Source organism: Serratia sp. HNCC26DJ206, assembly GCF_057180605.1.
On the sequence record NZ_JBXUGP010000007.1, the window covers coordinates 138428 to 160906 of the forward strand.

Annotated in this window: 18 protein-coding genes and 1 riboswitch; of the genes, 10 read left to right on the forward strand and 8 right to left on the reverse strand. The window is 53.9% G+C overall.

Annotated elements, in window-relative coordinates:
- The first annotated feature begins 55 nt into the window (after nt 1-55).
- Nucleotides 56-496, forward strand: a complete 441-nt coding sequence (locus tag AC2A1E_RS06715; protein WP_484383107.1) for an L-alanine exporter AlaE — start codon at nt 56-58, stop codon at nt 494-496.
- A 39-nt stretch (nt 497-535) separates the two neighbouring features.
- Here AC2A1E_RS06715 and cra read toward each other — a convergent pair whose 3' ends face one another.
- The 5 genes from cra to leuO all read right to left on the reverse strand — a co-directional run bounded on the left by cra (nt 536) and on the right by leuO (nt 7797).
- Nucleotides 536-1540: a catabolite repressor/activator gene (gene cra / locus AC2A1E_RS06720; protein WP_484383108.1), complete on the reverse strand. Its 1005-nt coding sequence runs from the start codon at nt 1538-1540 to the stop codon at nt 536-538.
- Nucleotides 1541-1826: 286 nt separating this feature from the next.
- Nucleotides 1827-2321, reverse strand: coding sequence for an acetolactate synthase small subunit (gene ilvN, locus AC2A1E_RS06725; protein ID WP_095996131.1), 495 nt, complete (start codon nt 2319-2321; stop codon nt 1827-1829).
- A complete protein-coding gene (gene ilvI / locus AC2A1E_RS06730; RefSeq protein ID WP_459401287.1) occupies nt 2321-4039 on the reverse strand; it encodes an acetolactate synthase 3 large subunit in 1719 nt (572 codons plus the stop codon). The genes ilvN and ilvI overlap by 1 nt, the downstream gene beginning before the upstream one ends.
- A 365-nt stretch (nt 4040-4404) precedes the next feature.
- Nucleotides 4405-6210 (reverse strand): AMP-dependent synthetase/ligase, encoded by a 1806-nt coding sequence (locus AC2A1E_RS06735; protein ID WP_484383109.1) that lies wholly within the window; start codon nt 6208-6210, stop codon nt 4405-4407.
- A 639-nt stretch (nt 6211-6849) separates the two neighbouring features.
- Entirely contained in the window at nt 6850-7797 is a 948-nt protein-coding gene (gene leuO / locus AC2A1E_RS06740; protein ID WP_484383130.1) for a transcriptional regulator LeuO, read from the reverse strand.
- Between the two features lie 915 nt (nt 7798-8712).
- Between leuO and leuA the strand changes: the two genes are divergently transcribed.
- From leuA to leuD, 4 genes are read left to right on the forward strand one after another with little or no spacing between them, the layout of a single operon-like run.
- The gene (gene leuA, locus AC2A1E_RS06745) at nt 8713-10287 is read left to right on the forward strand and encodes a 2-isopropylmalate synthase (protein ID WP_484383110.1); all 1575 of its coding nucleotides are present in this window, start codon (nt 8713-8715) and stop codon (nt 10285-10287) included.
- A 2-nt stretch (nt 10288-10289) separates the two neighbouring features.
- Entirely contained in the window at nt 10290-11381 is a 1092-nt protein-coding gene (gene leuB / locus AC2A1E_RS06750; protein WP_459401283.1) for a 3-isopropylmalate dehydrogenase, read from the forward strand.
- Nucleotides 11382-11384: 3 nt separating this feature from the next.
- A complete protein-coding gene (gene leuC, locus AC2A1E_RS06755; RefSeq protein ID WP_484383111.1) occupies nt 11385-12803 on the forward strand; it encodes a 3-isopropylmalate dehydratase large subunit in 1419 nt (472 codons plus the stop codon).
- An 11-nt stretch (nt 12804-12814) separates the two neighbouring features.
- Nucleotides 12815-13417 carry a 3-isopropylmalate dehydratase small subunit gene (gene leuD / locus AC2A1E_RS06760; protein ID WP_459401281.1) on the forward strand — a complete coding sequence of 201 codons (603 nt, stop codon included), beginning with the start codon at nt 12815-12817 and terminating at the stop codon, nt 13415-13417.
- Between the two features lie 206 nt (nt 13418-13623).
- Here leuD and AC2A1E_RS06765 read toward each other — a convergent pair whose 3' ends face one another.
- The 3 genes from AC2A1E_RS06765 to sgrT all read right to left on the reverse strand — a co-directional run bounded on the left by AC2A1E_RS06765 (nt 13624) and on the right by sgrT (nt 16887).
- Entirely contained in the window at nt 13624-15096 is a 1473-nt protein-coding gene (locus AC2A1E_RS06765; RefSeq protein ID WP_484383112.1) for a DASS family sodium-coupled anion symporter, read from the reverse strand.
- Nucleotides 15097-15239: 143 nt separating this feature from the next.
- Nucleotides 15240-16427, reverse strand: a complete 1188-nt coding sequence (locus AC2A1E_RS06770) for a sugar efflux transporter (RefSeq protein ID WP_484383113.1) — start codon at nt 16425-16427, stop codon at nt 15240-15242.
- Between the two features lie 286 nt (nt 16428-16713).
- Nucleotides 16714-16887, reverse strand: a complete 174-nt coding sequence (gene sgrT / locus AC2A1E_RS06775; RefSeq protein ID WP_484383114.1) for a glucose uptake inhibitor SgrT — start codon at nt 16885-16887, stop codon at nt 16714-16716.
- A 92-nt stretch (nt 16888-16979) separates the two neighbouring features.
- On the opposite strand from sgrT, the gene sgrR reads away from it, so the two are divergent.
- From sgrR to ivbL, 5 genes are all read left to right on the forward strand, one after another.
- Nucleotides 16980-18641 (forward strand): HTH-type transcriptional regulator SgrR, encoded by a 1662-nt coding sequence (gene sgrR / locus AC2A1E_RS06780; protein WP_484383115.1) that lies wholly within the window; start codon nt 16980-16982, stop codon nt 18639-18641.
- Nucleotides 18642-18678: 37 nt separating this feature from the next.
- Nucleotides 18679-18807: riboswitch (TPP riboswitch) on the forward strand.
- Between the two features lie 106 nt (nt 18808-18913).
- Nucleotides 18914-19900, forward strand: a complete 987-nt coding sequence (thiB, locus tag AC2A1E_RS06785) for a thiamine ABC transporter substrate binding subunit (RefSeq protein WP_484383116.1) — start codon at nt 18914-18916, stop codon at nt 19898-19900.
- Nucleotides 19876-21483, forward strand: a complete 1608-nt coding sequence (thiP, locus tag AC2A1E_RS06790; RefSeq protein ID WP_484383117.1) for a thiamine/thiamine pyrophosphate ABC transporter permease ThiP — start codon at nt 19876-19878, stop codon at nt 21481-21483. Before thiB ends, thiP begins: the two co-directional genes overlap by 25 nt.
- On the forward strand, nt 21470-22174 hold the full coding sequence (gene thiQ / locus AC2A1E_RS06795; RefSeq protein WP_484383118.1) for a thiamine ABC transporter ATP-binding protein ThiQ: 705 nt from the start codon (nt 21470-21472) through the stop codon (nt 22172-22174). The genes thiP and thiQ overlap by 14 nt, the downstream gene beginning before the upstream one ends.
- A 103-nt stretch (nt 22175-22277) precedes the next feature.
- Nucleotides 22278-22376 (forward strand): ilvB operon leader peptide IvbL, encoded by a 99-nt coding sequence (ivbL, locus tag AC2A1E_RS06800; RefSeq protein ID WP_484383131.1) that lies wholly within the window; start codon nt 22278-22280, stop codon nt 22374-22376.
- The last annotated feature ends 103 nt before the right edge of the window (nt 22377-22479 follow it).

Consider the following 22479-nt stretch of genomic DNA (forward strand, 5'->3'; position numbering starts at 1 on the left):
CACCAAATTAACATTTAAAGTAAAAGCATTAACCTAATACACAGGAGCTCACCCCATGTTTTCACCTGCTTCACGCTTACGCAGCGCCGCCGCCGATACTTTTGCCTTGGTGGTGTACTGCTTTCTGGCAGGCATGGCGATTGAAATCCTGATTTCTGGCATGAGTTTCAGCCAATCTCTCTCTTCCCGCTTATTGTCGATTCCCGTCAACATTCTTATTGCCTGGCCGTATGGCCGCTATCGCGACTTTTTTATCGCTACGGCTCGCCATTTCCCACGTGGGCAGTTTTTACTGCGCAATCTGGCCGATCTTCTGGCCTATGTCAGTTTTCAGTCACCGGTTTACGCGGCAATTCTGTGGAGCGTGGGGGCTGATGGGCAACAAATTATGGCAGCGGTAGCCAGTAATGCGGTGGTATCGATGGCAATGGGGGTGGTGTACGGCTATTTTCTGGAGTATTGCCGCCGGCTGTTCCGGGTCGTGGGATATGTATAAAAACAGGGGCCCAACTTGCTGGCCCCCTGTACTGTAGACTTATTTCCGGCTCAAGCTGCCACGGCGGAACAGGTTACGACGAATGCGCGTCATGCCCGGTTTCGGTTTACGTGGTTCATCAAGGCTGGCCAGAACCAGTTCCAACACCCGCTCAGCCACATCACGGTGGCGCTGTGCCACGGCAAGCACCGGGCATTCCAAGAAATCCAGCAGCTCATGATCACCAAAGGTGGCAATAGCCAGATCCGTCGGTAAACGCCCAAATTTTTTCAGCGTCACATCCATCACCCCCTGCAACAGGGAGAAAGAGGTGGTAAACAGTGCCTGCGGCATTGGGTGGGTTTTCAGCCATTCGGCAAACAGGGCTCCAGCGGCCTCGCGTTCGTAGCTATTGGCATACAGATAGTCCACATGGCGCTCATCATCCTGCCAAGCCTGGCGGAACCCTTGCTCACGCAGAAAACTCACCGAAAGCTCCGGCAGTGCCCCAATATACAGCACTGACTCGGCCGGGAAGCTACGTAACTCCTGCGCCAGCGCTAGGGAGTCTTCCTGATCGGCCCCGACCACGCTGATGAAATGTTCACGATCCAGCGCACGGTCTAACGCAATGATCGGGAAAGGATCGTTGGCCCAGCGCTGATAGAAAGGATGCTCCGGCGGCAACGCGGTAGACACAATGATCGCATCCACCTGGCGTTGCAGCAGATGTTCAACACAGCGCATTTCGTTGTCCGGCTGATCTTCCGAACAGGCGATCAACAGTTGATAACCCCGCTGGCGCGCCTGGCGTTCCAGATAGTTAGCAATGCGGGTATAGCTGGTATTTTCAAGATCCGGTATCACCAGGCCGATTGAGCGGGTGCGGCCAGCGCGTAGCCCTGCCGCGACAGCATTCGGGTGATAGTTGTGCTCCCTGACCACGGCCATCACTTTTTCGACGGTTTTATCGCTGACACGATACTGCTTCGCCTTGCCGTTGATGACATAACTGGCCGTAGTGCGCGAAACGCCTGCGAGACGCGCGATTTCATCCAGTTTCACGTTAACCCCTTAATGACGCTGAAAATAAAGTAGAAATAAAGAGTGCGGTTTTAGTCTTTCACTCTCAGATCACGGCTAAACAACGCTGCGGTTTGAAAGAGGGAAGATAGCGAGTAACCATAATAATCACTATGGTTATTCAACCCAGTCTTTGGATCTAACAGCAGAAAACCCAGCCGAGCAACCGCTTTTGCAGAAAGGTGCCAGCAAATGGGCAAAAAGTAAAAAAGAAAGGGCGTAGCCGTGAAGCTACACCCTCTCGTTAGCCAGCTAAAATTCGGCTTGGCTAGCGCATGATTTTATCACCGCGCGAAACACCCACAATCCCTGAACGTGCGACTTCAACAATTTCAGCCACTTCACGCACGGCATTGAGGAACGCATCGAGTTTGTCGCTGGTACCAGCCAGTTGGACGGTATACAGCGAAGCCGTGACATCCACAATCTGACCGCGGAAAATGTCCGTACTGCGCTTCACTTCTTCACGCCCGTAACCGCTGGCCTGCAATTTCACCAGCATGATTTCACGCTCAACGTGCGCCCCTTGGACCAGTTCGCTAACGCGCAGCACGTCGACCAGTTTGTGCAGCTGCTTTTCAATCTGCTCCAGCACCTTTTCGTCACCAACGGTCTGAATGGTCATGCGTGACAGAGTAGGATCGTCGGTCGGCGCTACCGTCAGGCTTTCAATGTTATAGCCACGCTGGGAGAACAGCCCTACCACGCGCGACAACGCACCGGATTCGTTTTCCAGTAGTACAGATAAAATACGGCGCCTCATCAGGTTCTCTCCGTTTTGCTTAACCACATATCGTCCATGCTTCCACCGCGGATTTGCATTGGGTAAACATGTTCGGTTTCATCGACGGTAACATCGACAAATACCAGCCGCTCTTTCTCGGCCAGCGCCTGTGCCAACTTGCTTTCCAGCTCATCTGGCGTGCGAATGGCAATCCCCACATGGCCGTAAGCCTCCGCCAGTTTTACAAAGTCCGGCAGCGAATTCATGTAGGACTGGGAGTGGCGGCCAGAGTAGATCATATCCTGCCACTGCTTCACCATGCCCAGATAGCCGTTATTCAGATTGAGCACAATCACCGGCAGGTTGTATTGCAGAGCGGTAGACAGCTCCTGAATGTTCATCTGGATACTGCCATCACCGGTCACGCACACCACGGTTTCTTCCGGCAGCGCCAGCTTCACCCCGAGCGCCGCTGGCAGGCCAAAGCCCATGGTGCCCAAACCGCCGGAGTTGATCCAACGGCGTGGTTTATCAAACGGATAATAGAGCGCGGCAAACATCTGATGTTGACCCACGTCAGAAGTGACATAGGCATCGCCTTTGGTCAGCCGGTGCAAGGTTTCAATCACCGCCTGAGGCTTGATGGTGCCACTGTTCTTGTCGTAACCCAGACAATCGCGTGCCCGCCACTGTTCGATGGATTGCCACCAATCGCGCAGCGCATCGAAATCCTGCGCTTTATCACTCTGCGCCAACAGTTCCAGCATTTGCACCAGAACCTGTTTAGCATCACCCACGATAGGAATATCAGCATCGACCGTTTTGGAAATCGAAGTCGGGTCGATATCAATATGCAGCACGGTAGCGTCCGGACAATATTTAATCAGGTTGTTGGTGGTACGATCGTCAAAACGCACCCCGACGGCAAAGATCACATCGGAGTTATGCATGGTGTTGTTGGCTTCATAAGTACCGTGCATACCCAGCATGCCCACGCTTTGCCGATGCGTGCCAGGGAAAGCGCCCAATCCCATCAGCGTGCAGGTCACCGGCAGATTCAGTTTTTCCGCCAGTTGCAGCAATTCTTCATGGCAGCCTGAATTGATCGCCCCGCCACCCACGTACATCACCGGCTTTTTTGCCGCCAGAATGGTCTGTAATGCACGCTTTATCTGCCCACGATGCCCTTGCACCGTTGGGTGATAAGAACGCATGCTGACTTCTTTCGGATAGGCATAAGGCATTCTTACCGCCGGGCCGACGATATCTTTAGGCAGATCGATCACTACCGGGCCTGGGCGGCCGGTAGAAGCCAGATAGAACGCTTTCTTCAATACGGAAGGAATATCTTCAGTGCGTTTGACCAAGAAGCTATGCTTTACCACCGGGCGGGAGATCCCCACCATATCGCACTCCTGGAAGGCATCGTAACCAATCAGCGAGCTGGGAACCTGGCCGGAAAGCACCACCATTGGGATGGAGTCCATATAGGCCGTGGCGATACCGGTAATCGCATTGGTCGCACCCGGGCCGGAAGTGACCAGAACCACCCCCACTTCACCGGTAGCACGCGCATAGCCATCGGCCATATGCACTGCACCCTGTTCATGCCGCACCAGAATGTGATCGATTCCGCCTACCGTGTGCAGGGCGTCATAGATATCGAGTACCGCCCCGCCCGGATAGCCGAATACATGTTTAACGCCCTGATCGATCAACGATCGGACGACCATCTCGGCTCCTGACAACATCTCCATGGGTTTGCCTCCAGGCTTACTTAATACTTGTCTGGCGCTGGAACGAAGCGCCTGCTGTGGGGCAATGCCCCCAAAATTGATGGATGGTCTGATTGTAACGTGACATTGAGCAGTGTCAGCGGCGCTCAATGCCGCGCTACAGCCTAACATAACGTTAGAATATGAGGCAGGCAAACGGCAAAACAACTTATTAACAACAAGGTTATTGCCATTAGACTGGGGATAGATGATTTACAGAAACAATACACTAGCCATAAGGAATAACAGCTAGGCATTGTTTCGGAAATTCTGGAAATTACAGAGCGATATTAGATGAGAGGTATGATGGATTTCTCACCGAGAAAAACCGTCAAGCGGCAACCTCATCATTTTTCCCGATACATCGATTCAATCTCATTCTGGTAACGCTGAAGGATCACCTTACGCCGCAGCTTCAGCGTCGGCGTAAGTTCACCCAGTTCCATGGAAAAGGCAGCGGGCAATAGAGTAAACTTTTTCACCTGCTCAAACAGTGCCAGCTCTTTTTGCATCTCACGCAGCCGGGTTTCAAACATTTCAATGATATGGCTATTGCGCAGCAGTTCGAGTCGATCCTGATACTTCAGGTTAATCGATCGTGCATAATCTTCCAGCGATTCAAAACTCGGCACAATCAGTGCGGAAACAAACTTGCGCGCATCGGCAATGATTGCCACCTGTTCAATAAAACGATCCTGCGCCAGCGTGCCCTCCAGCATTTGTGGGGCAATATACTTACCGCCGGAGGTTTTCATCAAATCCTTCAGGCGTTCGGTAATAAACAGGTTGCCATTTTCATCGATCATGCCGGCATCACCGGTTTTTAACCAACCATCAGCGGTAAAGGTATCGGCAGTTTCCAGCGGCTTGTTGAAATAACCACGCATCACGATCGGCCCGCGCACCTGGATCTCATTCTCCTCAGCAATGCGCACTTCCACACCCGGCAAGGGTTTACCGATCGAACCAAAGCGGAAATTATTCTCTTCCCAACAGGAGACCGTGGCACAGGTTTCCGTCATCCCGTAACCGTACTTGATGTTAACGCCCATCGCCTCAAAGAACAGAATGACGTTGTCATCCAGTTTGGCTCCGGCCGCGGGTAAGAAACGTACCCGACCGCCCAAAATCGCACGCAGTTTACTCAGCACCAGCTTATCCGCCCAACGGTGGGAGAGATCGAACAACTTGCCAAGCGGCTTGCCTGCGCGTTCTTGCAAAAACTTACGCTCACCGCAGACGATCGCCCAGTGGAACAAAGCACGACGCAGCCAAGGTGCCCGCGCCACCTTCTCATGTACCGCACTGAAGATTTTTTCATAAAAACGCGGCACCGCGCACATCAGGGTTGGCCGTACTTCAGCCATCGCCTCACGCACCCAGTCGGTATTCGGCAGATAAACGTTCTGAGCGCCGGAATGCATGATGAAGAAGCTCCAGGCTCGTTCAAAAACATGCGACATCGGCAGGAAACTGAGTGAAACATCGTCCTCCGTTACCGTCAGACGATCGTCATGCAACTGGAGTTGCGCCGCCATATTGCGGTAATCCAGCATCACGCCCTTCGGTTCACCGGTGGTGCCGGAGGTGTAAATCAAAGTGAATAAATCTTGCAGGCAGCTATCAGCAATCCTTTCCTGACGCGCGGTATCAAAACGTTCGACATCGGCCTCACGTTCAAAGTGGCTCAGATACTGCGCAATTTCGCAACCGCGCAAATCGGCAGCGTCATCAAAAACAATAATATGGGTGAGTTGTGGGCATACACCGCGCAGCGCAATGGCAGCATCCAACTGTGCCTGCGCACCGACAAATACAATGCGAATATCGGCATCATTGATGATAAAAGCGGCCTGTGCTGCGGTATTGGTGGCGTACAGCGGCACACTGACAGCACGCAATTGCAGAATAGCCAGATCGGCCAACGACCAAGCCATGCAATTATTAGCAAAGATCGCAATGCGTTCCTGCACATCAGCGCCAAGAGCCAAAAGCGCGCTGGCAATATGGTTTACATGAGTACCCACCTGCGACCAGGTCAATTGAGTTTCACCATGGGGGGACCACTGGCGAAAAGCAATGCAGTCAGCACGCTGAGAAATTTGATGCTGTATACGTTGGACCAGATGATAGTGCTGCAACTTATTGATCATAGCGCTCTAAGCCTGAAATTAATCAAACGGTCAACCGTGATCGGAACGCAAGTTCCTCTATCTCAGCTTACACGTGTTTACTTTTTTTTCGCAGTCTACCTACTCTCCGCTGCTCGGAAAAGAGATTTCAGCGTAGAAGTGTGAGCTAAAACTTGCGTGACGTCTGTTTATACCCAAAATAATTTGAGTTGCTTGTAGGCGGCCAGTCCGAAAGTCGCCAAGAGCATAGATAACTCTGTGACTGGTGCGACAACTCTGCCGGGAGCAGAATTGAACGCTGCTTGCAGCGGCCCCAAAGGGGGGAGGAGCCGAGTAATCGGACGCAGCCAACACCCAAGCAACTTGAAGTATGAAGCCCTGATATTGAACAGCGATAGCTAACGGAAGGTTTAATTATGGGCTAACAAATGAGAAGGAAAACTGACGAACGGCTAGTAGGTTAAAGTTCCAAGTATGATATTTAATACAGAATTTAATTTCATAAATAGAAATCTATTAAAATACGGCAAAAAAGATGTGGAAGAAAAAAATAATAAGACTTCTCTTAGATATAAACTAGGCATTTTCTCATTATGAGTAATAACTCTGAACTATTAACCCGAAGTACACGCAAGTACGTCGGGTTAATAAAGCGCGAGATTAACGCAATAACTCAGACTGGCTCAGAACAGATTTCATCCATTGGTGACCTTTATCTCGTTCGGCAGATTCGTGCCAGGAAAGATAACAGGTGGCATTTTTCCTATCCCACGGTAATGACATGATTTTTAGTTGTAACGCTTGTGCATGTTGCTCAGCAAACCAACGTGGGGTAATAGCCACCATCTCTGTCATTGCGACGATATTCAGCACGCTGAACAGATCGGTACATTGCTGAGTGATACCACGCTGTGCGGCCTCTTCAACATAGTAGGGTTTACTAAAGGAGCAGAAACGCTCTAACGATATGACCGCATGCTGTTCAACCAGCATTTGCTCTTGGGTAACGCTGTTCATCAAGCGTGGGTGTGACTGTGCCGCAACCAGGCTTAATTCATCTTCAAATAAAGCGATGTTTTGAAATTCAGGATGTTCAAAACGGGTATAACCAATAACAAATTCAGTTTCCTGATAACGCAGCTGATGCTCAATGTTATTGTTCAGATAGGATTTTGCCTGCAACCGCACATTAGGTGCCATATTCTTGACGTTGTTAATTATCTTGGCCGTAAGGCGAATATCCAACGGGCTGCAGATAGAAAGCGTAAAAGTACGTTCACTGGTCAAGGCATCAAAACCTGAACCTGGCAACTCATTCTGAACCAACTGCAACGCTTGGCGTACCGGCCCAAAAAGCTGGCGCGCCCGCATGGTAGGCTGAATGCCGCGGCCAAAACGCACAAACAGTTCATCATTGAACATAACTTTTAAACGCGCGACGGCATTACTCACTGCGGGTTGCGACATACCCAACGAATTGGCAGCGCGAGTAATATTCTGCATTTGCATAACCGCATCAAAAACAGTCAGTAAATTAAGATCCACGCTACGCAAATGAATATCGCTGTTTTCTTTTTCTAAGACAGTTCCTGAATTATATTCAGACATATCTAACTCCACTAAGTCCCATGTAGATAATTCCGCCAGCGCGCAGGGGAATATCATGTCAAAAGTAACATTACGTTATTCCCACACGGCGAAATTAGTTATCCCTATTGACTATCCACGTCGGATAACAATCGAGCATCATCCTATAAAAACATGACACAACGGCGAGTACTTACACGCTGTGCGTAACGCCCGACACACTTCAGGTCGGAAAACAATGACGGCATGCAAACATGTTGGCAGGTTTCACGCTCAAGTAATGGGCACCAAGCAGACATCCATAGTCATATTGAATCAGACCATAAAATGAGATAATGGACAATAATGAGATCTCAAAATAGGTACCTTTGATGTGACTTAATTGCCTCTGATGCGTCGGCATTTCAGATTAAATACATAAAATGAATTAATAAATTACACTAATTCAGCCAATGAATGCAATTCTGTCGTCAATTTCACGTCCAAGCCTGTGCTTCCTCATCTTTTCGCACTGGGAATTCTAACTGAGCGACATTAAGAATCAATCTAGTAGCACGGGATTCATGTCATTTATGCTAAAAAACTCGCAAAAATGACGCGTTTTTTGACCTCTTGATCGGTTTTTTTACCGAGCTTTCGTCTGTCGCCCTTACTCCTTATCTGAGTCCCTGCGATCGCCCGGTTATCAATCAAATGTTGACATCACACAGCCAATAAAGTATCAAATTAGGCAACGAAAACATTTTTAGAGAAGCTGACCTCAATGATCCGTACTCATCGTCTACTAGGCCTACTACTTAACGCATCTTCTTTGCGCGGTATGTTGGTGGACGGAGTTCAGAACTGATTCAGCCCATCACCTGTAAAAACCCGCGCTAGTGCGCGGGTTTTTTTTTGCCCGCTTAGCGTGAAACAAACACGATAAGGAACTATCAAATGAGCCAACAAGTCATTATTTTCGATACCACATTGCGTGACGGCGAACAGGCACTGCAAGCCAGCCTGAGTGTGAAAGAAAAAATTCAGATCGCCATGGCGCTGGAAAGAATGGGTGTCGACGTGATGGAAGTCGGCTTCCCGGTCTCTTCTCCGGGGGATTTTGAATCGGTACAAACTATTGCCCGCCAGATCAAAAACAGCTGCGTCTGTGGCTTGGCCCGCTGTGTGGACAAAGACATTGACGTAGCGGCCGAAGCACTGCGCGTTGCCGAAGCTTTCCGTATCCACGTATTCCTGGCCACCTCCACCCTGCACATCGAATCAAAATTAAAGCGCTCATTTGACGAAGTGCTGGAGATGGCGGTGCGCTCGGTGAAACGTGCGCGCAACTATACGGATGATGTTGAATTCTCCTGTGAAGATGCTGGCCGTACACCGATTGATAACCTGTGTCGCGTGGTGGAAGCCGCCATCAACGCCGGTGCCACCACCATCAACATTCCCGATACGGTTGGTTATACCACCCCCAACCAGTTCGGCGGCATTATCACCACCTTGTATGATCGCGTGCCTAACATTGATAAAGCGATTATTTCCGTTCACTGTCACGACGATCTGGGCATGGCAGTCGGCAACTCCATCGCAGCAGTGCAGGCCGGTGCTCGCCAGGTAGAAGGCACATTGAACGGTATCGGTGAGCGCGCCGGTAACTGTTCACTGGAAGAGGTGATCATGGCGATCAAAGTTCGCCAGGACATCATGAATGTGCACACCAATATCAATCATCAGGAAATTTACCGTACCAGCCAGTTGGTCAGCCAACTGTGCAACATGCCCATTCCTGCCAACAAAGCTATCGTCGGTTCCAACGCGTTCGCCCACTCCTCCGGTATCCATCAGGATGGCGTACTGAAAAATCGCGAAAACTACGAAATCATGACCCCGCAGACCATCGGTCTGAAAGACGTACAGCTGAACCTGACCTCACGTTCTGGCCGTGCAGCAGTTAAACACCGTATGGAAGAGATGGGCTACAAGGAGCAGGATTACAATCTGGACGTACTGTATGCGGCCTTCCTGAAACTGGCCGACAAAAAAGGCCAGGTGTTCGATTACGATCTGGAAGCGTTGGCCTTTATCAACAAACAGCAGGAAGAACCCGAACATTTCAGCCTGGGCTACTTCAGCGTACAGTCTGGCAGCAGTATTATGGCTACCGCCTCGGTCAAGTTGATCTGTGGCGATGAAGAAAAAGCCGAAGCGGCAACCGGTAACGGCCCGGTGGACGCGGTGTATCAAGCAATTAACCGTATCACCGAATACCCGATCGAACTGGTGAAATACCAGTTGACCGCTAAAGGCCAGGGCCGCGACGCACTCGGCCAGGTTGATATCGTCGTGTCTTACCAAGGCCGCCGTTTCCATGGCGTAGGCTTGGCTACCGACATCGTCGAATCTTCCGCCAAGGCAATGATTCACGTATTAAATAATATCTGGCGCTCACAGCAGGTAGAAAAAGAAAAACAGCGCTTGCAGCAAACCAAACAACAAAATAATCAGGAAACGGTGTGAACATGACGAAGACTTACCACATTGCCGTCTTGCCCGGAGACGGAATCGGCCCGGAAGTAATGGCCCAAGCCCACAAAGTATTGGACGCAGTACGCCAGCGTTTTGGTATCCGCATCACCCAGTCAGAGTATGACGTCGGGGGCATTGCCATCGATCGCCACGGCAGCCCGCTGCCAGCGGCCACTCTCGCCGGTTGTGAACAGGCCGATGCCATTCTGTTCGGCTCGGTCGGTGGCCCTAAGTGGGAAAACCTGCCACCGGCAGAGCAGCCTGAGCGCGGTGCGCTGCTGCCGCTGCGTAAACACTTCAAGCTGTTCAGCAACCTGCGTCCGGCGCGTCTGTATCAGGGGCTGGAAGATTTCTGCCCGCTGCGGGCCGACATCTCAGCCCGCGGCTTCGATATTCTGTGCGTACGTGAACTGACCGGCGGCATCTACTTCGGGCAACCGAAGGGCCGTGAAGGCCAAGGCATGCATGAGCGTGCTTTCGATACCGAAGTGTATCACCGCTTTGAGATCGAACGTATTGCGCGTATCGCCTTTGAATCAGCCCGCAAGCGCCGCAGCAAAGTGACTTCTATCGATAAAGCCAACGTGCTGCAAAGTTCGATCCTGTGGCGTGAAGTGGTGACTCAGGTCGCTAAAGATTACCCAGACGTGTCGCTGTCGCATATGTATATCGACAACGCCACCATGCAGTTGATCAAGGATCCGTCCCAGTTCGACGTGCTGCTGTGCTCCAACCTGTTCGGCGATATTCTGTCTGATGAATGCGCGATGATCACCGGCTCCATGGGGATGCTGCCTTCCGCCAGCCTGAACGAACAAGGCTTCGGTCTGTTTGAACCCGCGGGTGGCTCCGCACCGGACATCGCAGGCAAAAACATTGCCAACCCAATCGCACAAATTCTGTCCGCAGCCCTGCTGCTGCGTTACAGCCTGGGTGCCGATGAAGCCGCAGACGCCATTGAGCACGCCATCAATCAGGCGCTGGAACAGGGTTACCGCACTGCCGATCTGGCCGGTGACGGCAAAGCGATCGGCACCAGTGAAATGGGCGACATCATTGCCCGCTTCGTGGCTCAGGGGGCATAAATCATGGCCAAGACCTTATATCAGAAACTGTACGATGCCCACGTGGTGCATGAAGCACCGAACGAAACGCCGCTGCTGTACATCGATCGCCACCTGGTGCATGAAGTCACTTCTCCGCAGGCGTTTGATGGCCTGCGCGCGATGGGGCGTAAAGTGCGCCAGCCGGGCAAAACCTTTGCCACCATGGATCACAACGTTTCCACCCAGACCAAAGACATCAATGCCAGCGGCGAAATGGCGCGCATCCAGATGCAGGAGCTGATCAAGAACTGTGCGGAGTTCGGTATCTCGCTGTACGACCTGAATCACCCGTTCCAAGGCATTGTGCACGTTATCGGCCCTGAGCAGGGCATGACGCTGCCGGGCATGACCATTGTGTGTGGCGACTCCCATACCGCCACCCACGGCGCGTTTGGCTCACTGGCCTTCGGTATCGGCACGTCGGAAGTTGAACATGTGCTGGCAACGCAAACCCTGAAACAGGGCCGCGCCAAGACCATGAAGATTGAAGTGACCGGCGATGCCGCAGAAGGCATTACTGCCAAAGACATCGTGCTGGCCATTATTGGTAAAACCGGCAGTGCGGGCGGTACCGGCCACGTCGTCGAGTTCTGCGGTAAAGCGATCGAAGCGTTGAGCATGGAAGGCCGCATGACGCTGTGCAACATGGCGATTGAAATGGGAGCTAAAGCAGGCCTGGTGGCGCCAGACGACACCACCTTCAATTACCTGAAGGGCCGCCAGTTTGCGCCGACCGGAGCCAACTGGGAACAGGCAGTTGCCTACTGGCGCACGCTGAAATCTGACACCGACGCCAAGTTCGATACCGTCGTCACCCTGCGCGCTGAAGAGATTGCACCGCAAGTCACCTGGGGAACCAACCCCGGCCAGGTTATCGCCGTTAATCAGGCGATCCCGGCACCAGAATCCTTCAGCGATCCGGTTGAGCGCGCGTCTGCCGAAAAGGCGCTGGCCTATATGGATCTGAAACCCGGTATCAAACTGACCGAGGTGGCGATCGATAAAGTGTTTATCGGTTCCTGCACCAACTCACGCATCGAAGATCTGCGCGCAGCGGCAGCAATTGCCAAAGGGCGTAAAGTCGCTAACGGCGTGCAAGCGATTGTGGTCCCAGGCTCCGGCCCGGTGAAAGCCCAGGCGGAAGCCGAAGGGCTGGATCAGATCTTTATCGAAGCCGGTTTTGAATGGCGCTTGCCAGGCTGCTCTATGTGTCTGGCGATGAATAACGATCGCTTGAACCCCGGCGAGCGCTGCGCGTCCACCAGCAACCGTAACTTCGAAGGGCGTCAGGGCCGTGGTGGGCGTACCCATCTGGTCAGCCCGGCGATGGCGGCTGCCGCTGCCGTGACTGGCCATTTTGCCGATGTCCGTGAACTGCACCATATTCATGAAAAACACTAGGGAGCACCACCGTGGCTAAATTTACTCAACATACCGGTTTAGTGGTGCCTCTGGATGCGGCTAACGTCGATACCGACGCCATTATCCCGAAGCAGTTTCTGCAGAAAGTAACCCGTACCGGTTTTGGTCAGCACCTGTTCAACGACTGGCGTTTTCTGGATGATGCCGGTCAGCAGCCTAACCCAGAGTTCATCCTGAATAAACCGCGCTACCAAGGGGCCAGCATCCTGTTAGCACGCGAAAACTTTGGCTGTGGCTCTTCCCGCGAGCACGCGCCTTGGGCGCTGGCCGATTACGGTTTTAAAGTGGTGATTGCACCGAGCTTCGCCGATATCTTCTACGGCAACTCGTTCAACAGTCAGCTACTGCCGGTCCGTTTGAGTGAGCAGGATGTCGACACGCTGTTCAAGCTGGTGGCAGAGAACGAAGGGATCGAGTTTGTGGTGGATCTGGAAAACCAGACGGTGAATGCCGGAGGCAAAAGCTATTCGTTTGAGATCGACAGCTTCCGCCGCCACTGCATGATTAACGGCTTGGACAGCATCGGTCTGACGCTGCAACACGAAGCGGAAATTTCACGCTTCGAGGCCCAGCAGTTGGCGTTTCTGAACTAATCCTCTGTAATACCCTAAATAATTGGAGCTGCGGCAAGGCGGCAAGTAAGAGACAAATCGGTCGCAGACCGATTTGAACAGCGCTTGCGCTGGCCCGCAGGGTGAGCCTCAGTCATGAGGCTCATAATCCCCTGGAGCTTAGATAACTAAGTGACAGGGGTGAGCTTACGCAGCCAACACAGCAGCAGCTTCAAGTATGACGGGTATTACCAATAGCCCAACCATTTCCACCACAGCCCGCCAACCACCATCCAGATCAGCAGGTTGACCACGCTCATCACAAAGCCGGTTTTCCACCATTCCCCCAGCGTGGCATAACCAGAACCAAAGATAATCGGCGCGGTACCGGTAGCATAGTGGGTCAAAGACATCATCAGCGACGAAGAGAATGCCAGAATCAGGCCAAGCAGCGCAGGCGGCGCGCCCAAAGCAATACCGGCGGCAAAGAAGGCGGCAAACATCGCGGTAACGTGGGCGGTGGTACTGGCAAAGAAATAGTGCGAATACAGATAGATAAGCGTCAGCAGTATCGTCCCGCCAACCCAGCTCATCCCCATATTATCAATACCCGTTCCGACGGTCTTCGACAGCCAGCCAATCAGCCCGAGCTTACCGAGGAAGGTCGCCATCATCACCAGTGCGGCGAACCATACGACCGTATCCCAGGCGCCTTTGTGTTTCAGCACGTCATCCCAGCTCAGCACGCCGGTCATCAGTAAGATTGCCAAACCAATAACCGCTGCGGTGGTTGGGTTCACCGCCAGTTCCGGGCCAAAGATCATGGCGGGAACCCCGGCCCACAGCACCAGCAACAGGGCAAACACGCCCAGCGTGATTTTCTCTGCCAGCGTTATTCTCCCAAGCACTTGCAGCTTTTCCTGCGCAAAACGCGGCGCATCCGGGGTGCTTTTAATTTCCGGCGGATACAGCAGATAAACCACCAGCGGCATCACGATCAGCGAACAGATCGCCGGTACCAATGCGGCGATCGCCCACATCGACCAGGTCAGTTCAAATTCAGATCCGGCCCCTTTAGCGATCAGGTTGACGACCAACGGGTTCGGCGCAGTTGCGGTGATAAACATCGCCGAAGTGATCGGGTTGATGTTGTAGTTCACCAACGCCAAGTAGCGGCCAATGGTGCCAGAGGTATTCAGCTCCGGTTTAGAGCCAAAACTGTCGGCGATCGACTTCATGATCGGGTGGATGATCCCGCCACCGCGGGCGGTGTTACTTGGCGTCACCGGTGCCAGCACCGTTTCTGCCATGGTCAGCGCATAGGCGATCCCCAGCGTCTTTTTGCCGAACAGCGAGATAAAGTAGTAGCCAATGCGCGCGCCCAAGCCGGTTTTATTCAGGCTGAGGGAGATCATGATCGCAAAGCCGATCAGCCAGATTAGCTGATTGGAGAAGCCACTGAGTGCATCATCCAGAGCGGCCGCAGGCTTCCCGGGATTGGTGACGCCGGTCACTGCCACCAGCGCAATGGCAATAATCGAAACCGCGCCAATCGGCATCGCCTTGCCAATAATGGCAACGATGGTACCAATAAACAGCGCCAGCAAATGCCAGGCATTGGGGGCAACCCCTTCAGGCACCGGAATCACAAACCAGATAATCAGAGCAACAATAACGGCAACAAGAGAAGGAACGGGCTTGAGCGGCGTTAGTTTATCCATAACATACCCACTTTTATCAACGGGATCGGCATCTCAGCAGCAAGATGGACAAGAGCGCGAGGTTCGCGCTCTGATGATAATCATCTTAGGGAGTATGGCGCAATTTTCTCAATGACATGTATCAAGTAAGCCACTGTTCAGCTTCACACTTCGCGCACTCTGGCGCACATCCACAGTGCCAGCATCGCCAGCAGGGTAATCAGCCAGTAGACCGCATAGTGGCCGACGTTCTCCACCAACGCCCCTTGCAGCATGCCAGCCAGGATCACCCCGGTAGAGATACTGTTGGTAAACAGCGTGGTCGCCGCACCCGGCCGCCCCGGCATCAGGTCCTGGAAATACAGCATGCCGATCCCGGCAATAATGCCGATGAAGATCGCATTGAATAATTGCAGCACCATCAGTGCGGCCTTGAACTTGAACAGCACCAGCCCGGCATAGAACAGCACGCCAGCCGCGACCGCAAACAGCATCATGTTGCGCTTACCAAAGCGTTTGACGTAGTACCCCGCCAACAGCATGGCCGGGATTTCCAGCCCCGCCGCAGTGCCCATCAGCAGGCCTGCCAACCTCTCCGGCAGGCCAAGATCGGCAGTGATATACAGTGGCATATCAATGAAATACATGGTGTTGCAGGTCCACATCAGCACCGAAGCCAGAAACAGCAAGCGCACATCAGGATCGCGCCAGGCACTGAGCGGCGCAATCGGTGGTGAATCGACGCTGATTTCAACCTGCGCACGCGGCACCGAAGGCAGCATCAGCCACACCAACAACGCGCTGATGACAAAAATCGACGCCGCGACCAGAAACATCACCATAAAGCCGTAATTCAGCGCCAGCATGAAAGAAAGCGGCGGGCCGATCACCCAGGCCAAAGAAAGCTGGGCACGCATCAGCGAGCTGAACATCACCACTTCACGTGCCGAGCTGTCGGCATATTCACGCGCCAGCGCAAAAATCTGCGGCGTGGCGGTATTGGCGATCGCCGCCAACAGCACCCCGGCGGTAATCAGCGTCAAATAATCGCGATTGAAGGCAAACAACAGGCTGTTACCCACCGCCATCAGGCAGCACAGCAGGATCAGCTTACGCCGGTCGCCGCGGGTGTCGGAACGCTTCGCCAGCAGGAAACTGACGATAATCCCGGCGATGGCATTCAGGGTATAAAACAGCCCAACCCAGAGCGGGCGGACTTTCACCTCGGTGGTGAGAAATAAGCTCAGCGTGGGGGCCTGCAACGCGCCAGCGATGCCGGAAAGAAAGGCGATGATCAGAAAAGCGGCAAAAACGGGATTAAAACGGCGTGGCAACCAGCGTTTGACATTCATACCTGCGTCCCTGACCAGAGAATAAAGAAGCCTACGCCCAAGCTACTTCGAGATGCAGGTAGGCGGCAACTGAGCGACAAATCGGTCTTTGACCGATTTGAACCGCGCTTGGGCCCTACATAGGCCGAGTAACGCAGCCAACACCCCTGCATCCTGAAGGGCGACGGGGGTATGCTACAGAAGGGGAATTACAGAATAAAGTGATGTGTCAGAGAAAAATACCAGTGGGTTACCCCACTGGCTGGTGAAAAAGCACCATTACTCAGAAACACTTTTGCTATGAGCGCTAGATACGCTCACGGTATTGCTTATCGTTTAGCGTATTGATGTCCCACTGGGTCAAGTGGGCCAGCATATCCAACCTTGTCTGTTGCGGGATCACCTCCAGCCAGTCGGCGTTCTGGCAGCGAATCGCCGTGAAATAACGCTGATAAAACTGTTTCGTTAAGAGAACCTTCATTAAGTGCCCCTCCGCTCTTTGGACTGAAACCATTATTGGCGTAATATAGGGAAAGATAAATTGACGGATTGATGCCTTGGAGTTCCTCTTTTATGTCTACCTCACGCTTGCAACAACAGTTCATCCGCCTGTGGCAACGCTGTCATGGCCAACCCACAGAAACCACGTTGCAGGAACTGGCCGACGTGCTCAGTTGTTCGCGCCGCCACGTGCGCTCCTTATTAGGCGCAATGCAGCAGCAAGGCTGGCTCACCTGGCAGGCCGAAGCCGGACGAGGCAAGCGTTCACAGCTCAGTTTCCAATACACCGGCCTGGCACTTCAGCAACAGCGGGCTGAAGAGTTGCTGGAGCAGGACAAAATTGATCAGTTGGTACAGCTGGTGGGCGACAAAAATGCCGTGCGCCAGATGCTGCTTTCCCAACTGGGGCGCAGCTTTCGCCAAGGCAAACATATCCTGCGCGTGCTCTACTATCGCCAGCTTTACAACCTGCTGCCCGGCTCGGCGCTACGCCGTTCAGAAACCCATCTGGCGCGGCAGATTTTTAACGGTTTAACGCGCATAAATGAGGAAAATGGGGAAATCGAGTCCGATCTTTCCCACCACTGGCAGACAGTAACGCCTTTGCACTGGCGTTTTTATCTGCGCCCGGCGATTCGTTTCCACCATGGCCGCGAGCTAGAGATGGAAGACGTGATCCATTCCCTGAACCGGCTGATCCCGCAGCCTCTGTTTTCCCATATCGATAAAGTCACTTCCCCCACGCCCTATGTGATCGACGTCCATCTGCACAGCCCGGACTACTGGCTGCCCTGGCTGCTGGGCAGTGTGCATGCCATGATCCTGCCGCGCGAATGGCAGAGCCTGCCGGATTTCGCCCGCCATCCCGTCGGCACCGGTCCTTACAGCGTGGTGCACAATCATCGCAGCCAGATGAAGATCCATGCCTTCGATGATTACTTTGGCTATCGCGCGCTGATTGATGAAGTCAACATCTGGGTGCTGCCAGAAGTCACCGAAGAACTGGTGCATTCAGGCGTGCAGTTGCAGGGGGATGAAACGGGTAAAAATGAGTTGGAAAGCCGCCTTGAAGAAGGCTGTTATTTCCTGCTGTTTGACCAGCGCTCAACGCTGGCGGCCAATCCTGAAATCCGCAGTTGGCTGAGTGAACTGATCAACCCGATCGCCCTGCTGAGCCACGCAGGATCGGTATATCAACGCTATTGGGCACCGGCCTACGGCATTCTGCCACGCTGGTTACATAACCGCGCATTGGGGCAGCAACCCAAACCTGCGGGGCTAACCGAACTGACGTTAACTTTCTACAGCGAGCACTCGGAATTCCACGCCATCCAGCAGGCCATCACCGCCTTACTGGCGCAACACGGAATCAAGCTTAACGTACAAATCATCAACTACGATGACTGGCATAAGGGCGAGGCGAACAGCGATTTATGGCTTGGCAGCGCCAACTTCACGCTGCCGCTGGAGTTTTCCCTGTTTGCCACGCTGTATGAAACGCCGTTAATCCAGCACTGTTTGAGCGAAGATATCGCCGAGGATGCGGCTTTGTGGCGCGATAACCGCTTGCCGCTGGCGGAGTTCTGCCAACGCTTGGTCAGCAGCCATCAGTTGCACCCGCTGTTCCATCACTGGTTGCAACTGCACGGCCAACGCAGCATGCGCGGGGTACGCATGAATACCCTTGGGTGGTTCGATTTTAAATCGGCCTGGTTCGCCCCGCCGGAAACATAAGTCTCTTTCACCACTGCCCGTTAATCTCTACAATAGCGCCGTCTCAACGGGGTGCGGAAAACAACGAGCGCTGCATGAAAACGCAGCACGTTTTTTTCCGCTGAGAGTACACCCGTCGAACCTGATCCGGTCAATACCGGCGGAGGGATTTGAGTACCGCGTCGCTTATCCCCAATAGATTTCAAGTTGCAGCTAACAACGCTGCGGCTTGAAAGATGATGGGGATTCACGCCCTCAGAGTCCTTTGCCCCCTTAAATTTCAGGAGTGCAAAGTGGTCAAAAAATACCTGCCTTACCTATTGCTGTTGGCTGCGGCCCCCGTGCTGGCCAAGCCTACGCTGACGGTTTACACCTACGATTCTTTCGCCGCCGACTGGGGCCCTGGCCCAGCAATTAAAAAAGCCTTCGAGGCCGATTGTGACTGCGAATTGAAATTTGTGGCGCTGGAAGACGGCGTTTCACTGCTCAACCGCGTGCGGATGGAGGGCAACAACAGCGCTGCCGATATCGTGCTGGGGTTGGACAACAATCTGCTGCAAGCGGCAAAACAAACCGGCCTGTTCGCCGAGAGCCAGGTTGATACCGGCAAGCTCACCGTGCCAGGTGGCTGGCAGGACAACACCTTCATCCCTTACGATTACGGCTACTTCGCCTTTGTTTACAACAAAGACAAACTGAAAAACCCGCCGAAAAGCCTGCAAGAGCTGGTGAGCAGCGATCAACCCTGGAAAATCATCTATCAGGATCCGCGCACCAGCACGCCGGGGCTCGGCCTGCTGCTGTGGATGCAGAAAGTGTATGGCGACAAAGCACCGGAAGCCTGGCAGCAACTGGCGAAAAAAACCGTTACCGTCACCAAAGGCTGGAGCGAAGCCTATGGCCTGTTCCTGAAAGGCGAAGGCGATCTGGTGCTGAGCTATACCACCTCCCCGGCTTACCATCTGATTGAAGAGAAAAAAGACAGCTACGCAGCCGCCAACTTCAGCGAAGGCCATTACCTGCAAGTCGAAGTGGCCGCTAAACTGAAGGCCAGCAAAAACCCGGAGCTGGCAGAGCGCTTTATGCAGTTTATGGTTACGCCAGCCTTCCAGAACACCATTCCTACCGGCAACTGGATGTACCCGGTGATTGAAACCACGCTGCCTGCGGGTTTTGAACAGATGACCGTGCCGCAAACCGCATTGCAATTCAGTGCAGAAGAAGTGGCAAAACAGCGTGGTGACTGGGTACGGGCATGGCAAACCGCCGTCAGCCACTGATCCCGCGTTGGCTATGGCCGGGGCTGATGGCCGCTGGCCTGATCGGGCTGATCGCACTGCTGGCGATGGGCTCCTTATGGCGACACGCACCCAGCAGCGACTGGCGTAGCTTATGGCAAGACAGCTATCTGTGGCACGTGGTGCGCTTTACCTTCTGGCAGGCGCTGCTGTCGGCCCTGATCTCGGTACTTCCCGCCATCCCGCTGGCTCGTGCGCTCTATCGGCGGCGCTTCCCTGGCCGCAACCTACTGCTGCGCCTATGCGCCATGACGCTGGTCTTGCCGGTGCTGGTGGCGGTTTTCGGCATCCTGAGCGTGTACGGCAAGCAAGGCTGGCTGGCGGTGGTGTGCGGTTGGCTAGGGATCCATTACAGTTTCTCGCCCTATGGCCTACAGGGCATCCTGCTGGCACATCTGTTCTTTAATCTGCCGCTGGCCAGCCGTTTACTGTTGCAGGCGCTGGAAAATATCCCCACGGAACAGCGCCAACTGGCGGCACAACTGGGGATGAATGGCTGGCAGCAGTTCCGCTTTGTGGAATGGCCCGCGCTGCGCCGCCAGATCCTGCCCAGCGGCGCATTGATTTTTATGCTGTGTTTCGCCAGTTTTGCCACCGTGCTGTCGCTGGGCGGTGGGCCACAGGCCACCACCATTGAGTTGGCGATCTATCAGGCATTGAGTTACGACTACGATCTCAGCCGCGCCGCGCTGCTGGCGCTGATCCAACTGACCTGCTGCCTTGGGTTGGTGGTGCTCAGCCAACGCTTGAACCAGGCGCTGCCGGTCGGCCATACCCATGCTCAAAGCTGGCGCAACCCAGAAGACAGCCGCGGACGGCGCATCGGCGATACGCTGCTGATTAGCGCCGCCCTGTTATTGCTGTTACCGCCGCTGTTGGCGGTGATTATCGACGGAACCAATCACCGCCTGATCAGCGTGCTGCAACAGCCGCTACTGTGGCAGGCGCTGTTGACGTCGCTGCGTATCGCACTCGGTGCCGGTCTGCTATGCGTGGTGCTAACTATGATGCTGCTGTGGAGCAGCCGCGAACTGAAACTACGGCAGCGGCCCGCACAGGGCCAAATGCTGGAACTGAGCGGCATGCTGATCCTGGCGATGCCGGGCATTGTGCTGGCAACCGGCTTCTTCCTGCTGCTGAGCGATACCGTCGGGCTGCCGCAATCCCCCTATGCGCTGGTGATCCTCACCAACGCACTGATGGCGGTACCTTACGCGTTGAAAGTGCTGGAAAACCCGATGCGCGATCTGGCCGAGCGCTATAATCCTCTTTGCCTGTCGCTGGACATTCACGGCTGGCAGCGTTTGCGCTGGATTGAGCTGAAAGCGCTGAAACGCCCGCTGGCACAGGCCCTGGCATTTGCCTGCGTGCTGTCGATTGGCGATTTCGGCGTGGTTGCCCTGTTCGGCAACGAACAGTTCCGCACGCTGCCTTTTTATCTGTATCAGCAGATTGGTTCTTACCGCAGCAACGACGGTGCCGTGACCGCAGCCCTGCTGCTGTTACTGTGCTTCCTGCTGTTTACCCTGATTGAACGCTTACCGGGCCGCCATGCTAAAGCTTGAAAAACTGACCTACCTGTACGAACACCTGCCGATGCGTTTTGACCTGCGCATTCAACCGGGCGAGCACGTCGCGGTGCTGGGGCCAAGTGGTGCCGGTAAAAGCACCCTGCTCAGCCTGATCGCCGGTTTTTTACCAGCGGCCAGTGGCAAACTTCTGCTGAACGGCAGCGACCACACCGCTACGTCGCCGGCCAAGCGCCCGGTTTCTATGCTGTTTCAGGAAAACAATCTGTTTGCACATTTGACGGTGGCGCAAAACATCGGGCTGGGGCTGGATCCTGGCCTGCGTTTGAATAGCGTCCAGAAGCAGCAGTTGGCGCAGATCGCCCAGCAGGTGGGGCTGGAGGAACATCTGCAACGCCTGCCTGCACAGCTTTCCGGCGGCCAACGCCAGCGTGCCGCATTGGCGCGCTGCCTGATTCGCCAGCAACCGATTCTGCTGCTCGACGAACCTTTCTCCGCGCTCGATCCGGCGCTGCGTAATGAGATGCTGCAACTGCTGCAAGAGGTGTGCGATCTCCGTCAGCTCACGCTGTTAATGGTGTCACACAATCTGGAAGATGCCGCCCACATCGCCCCCCGTACTTTACTGGTGGTGGATGGCCGCATCTATTACGACGGCCCAACCCAGGCGTTGATAGAGGGCAGCACCCCAGCAGCTCGCGTGCTGGGCATTGCAGCAAGAACGTGATCCAAGGCGCGTTTTTTATGCTGAATTAATAAACCTGTTGTGCGAGTTTTGCACCTGTGGTTTTATAAAATCCTGTTTTTTACTACTGATGATAAGGTTCCCTGTGATCACATCCTCGCTGACTTCGACTCTACTACCAACCGCGCTACCAGCCGCGGTAGTCGTCGTGCGTGTGGTGGTGGTCGTCGGCAGTGCGCCGTAGGGTCCGAATCAACGCATCGATTCCCAAACCCCGCCGGCGCAAACCGGGCGGGGTTTCTTGTTTTAGTCCCCTGCCCAGAAATGCGAACCGGCCTTGACTAAGG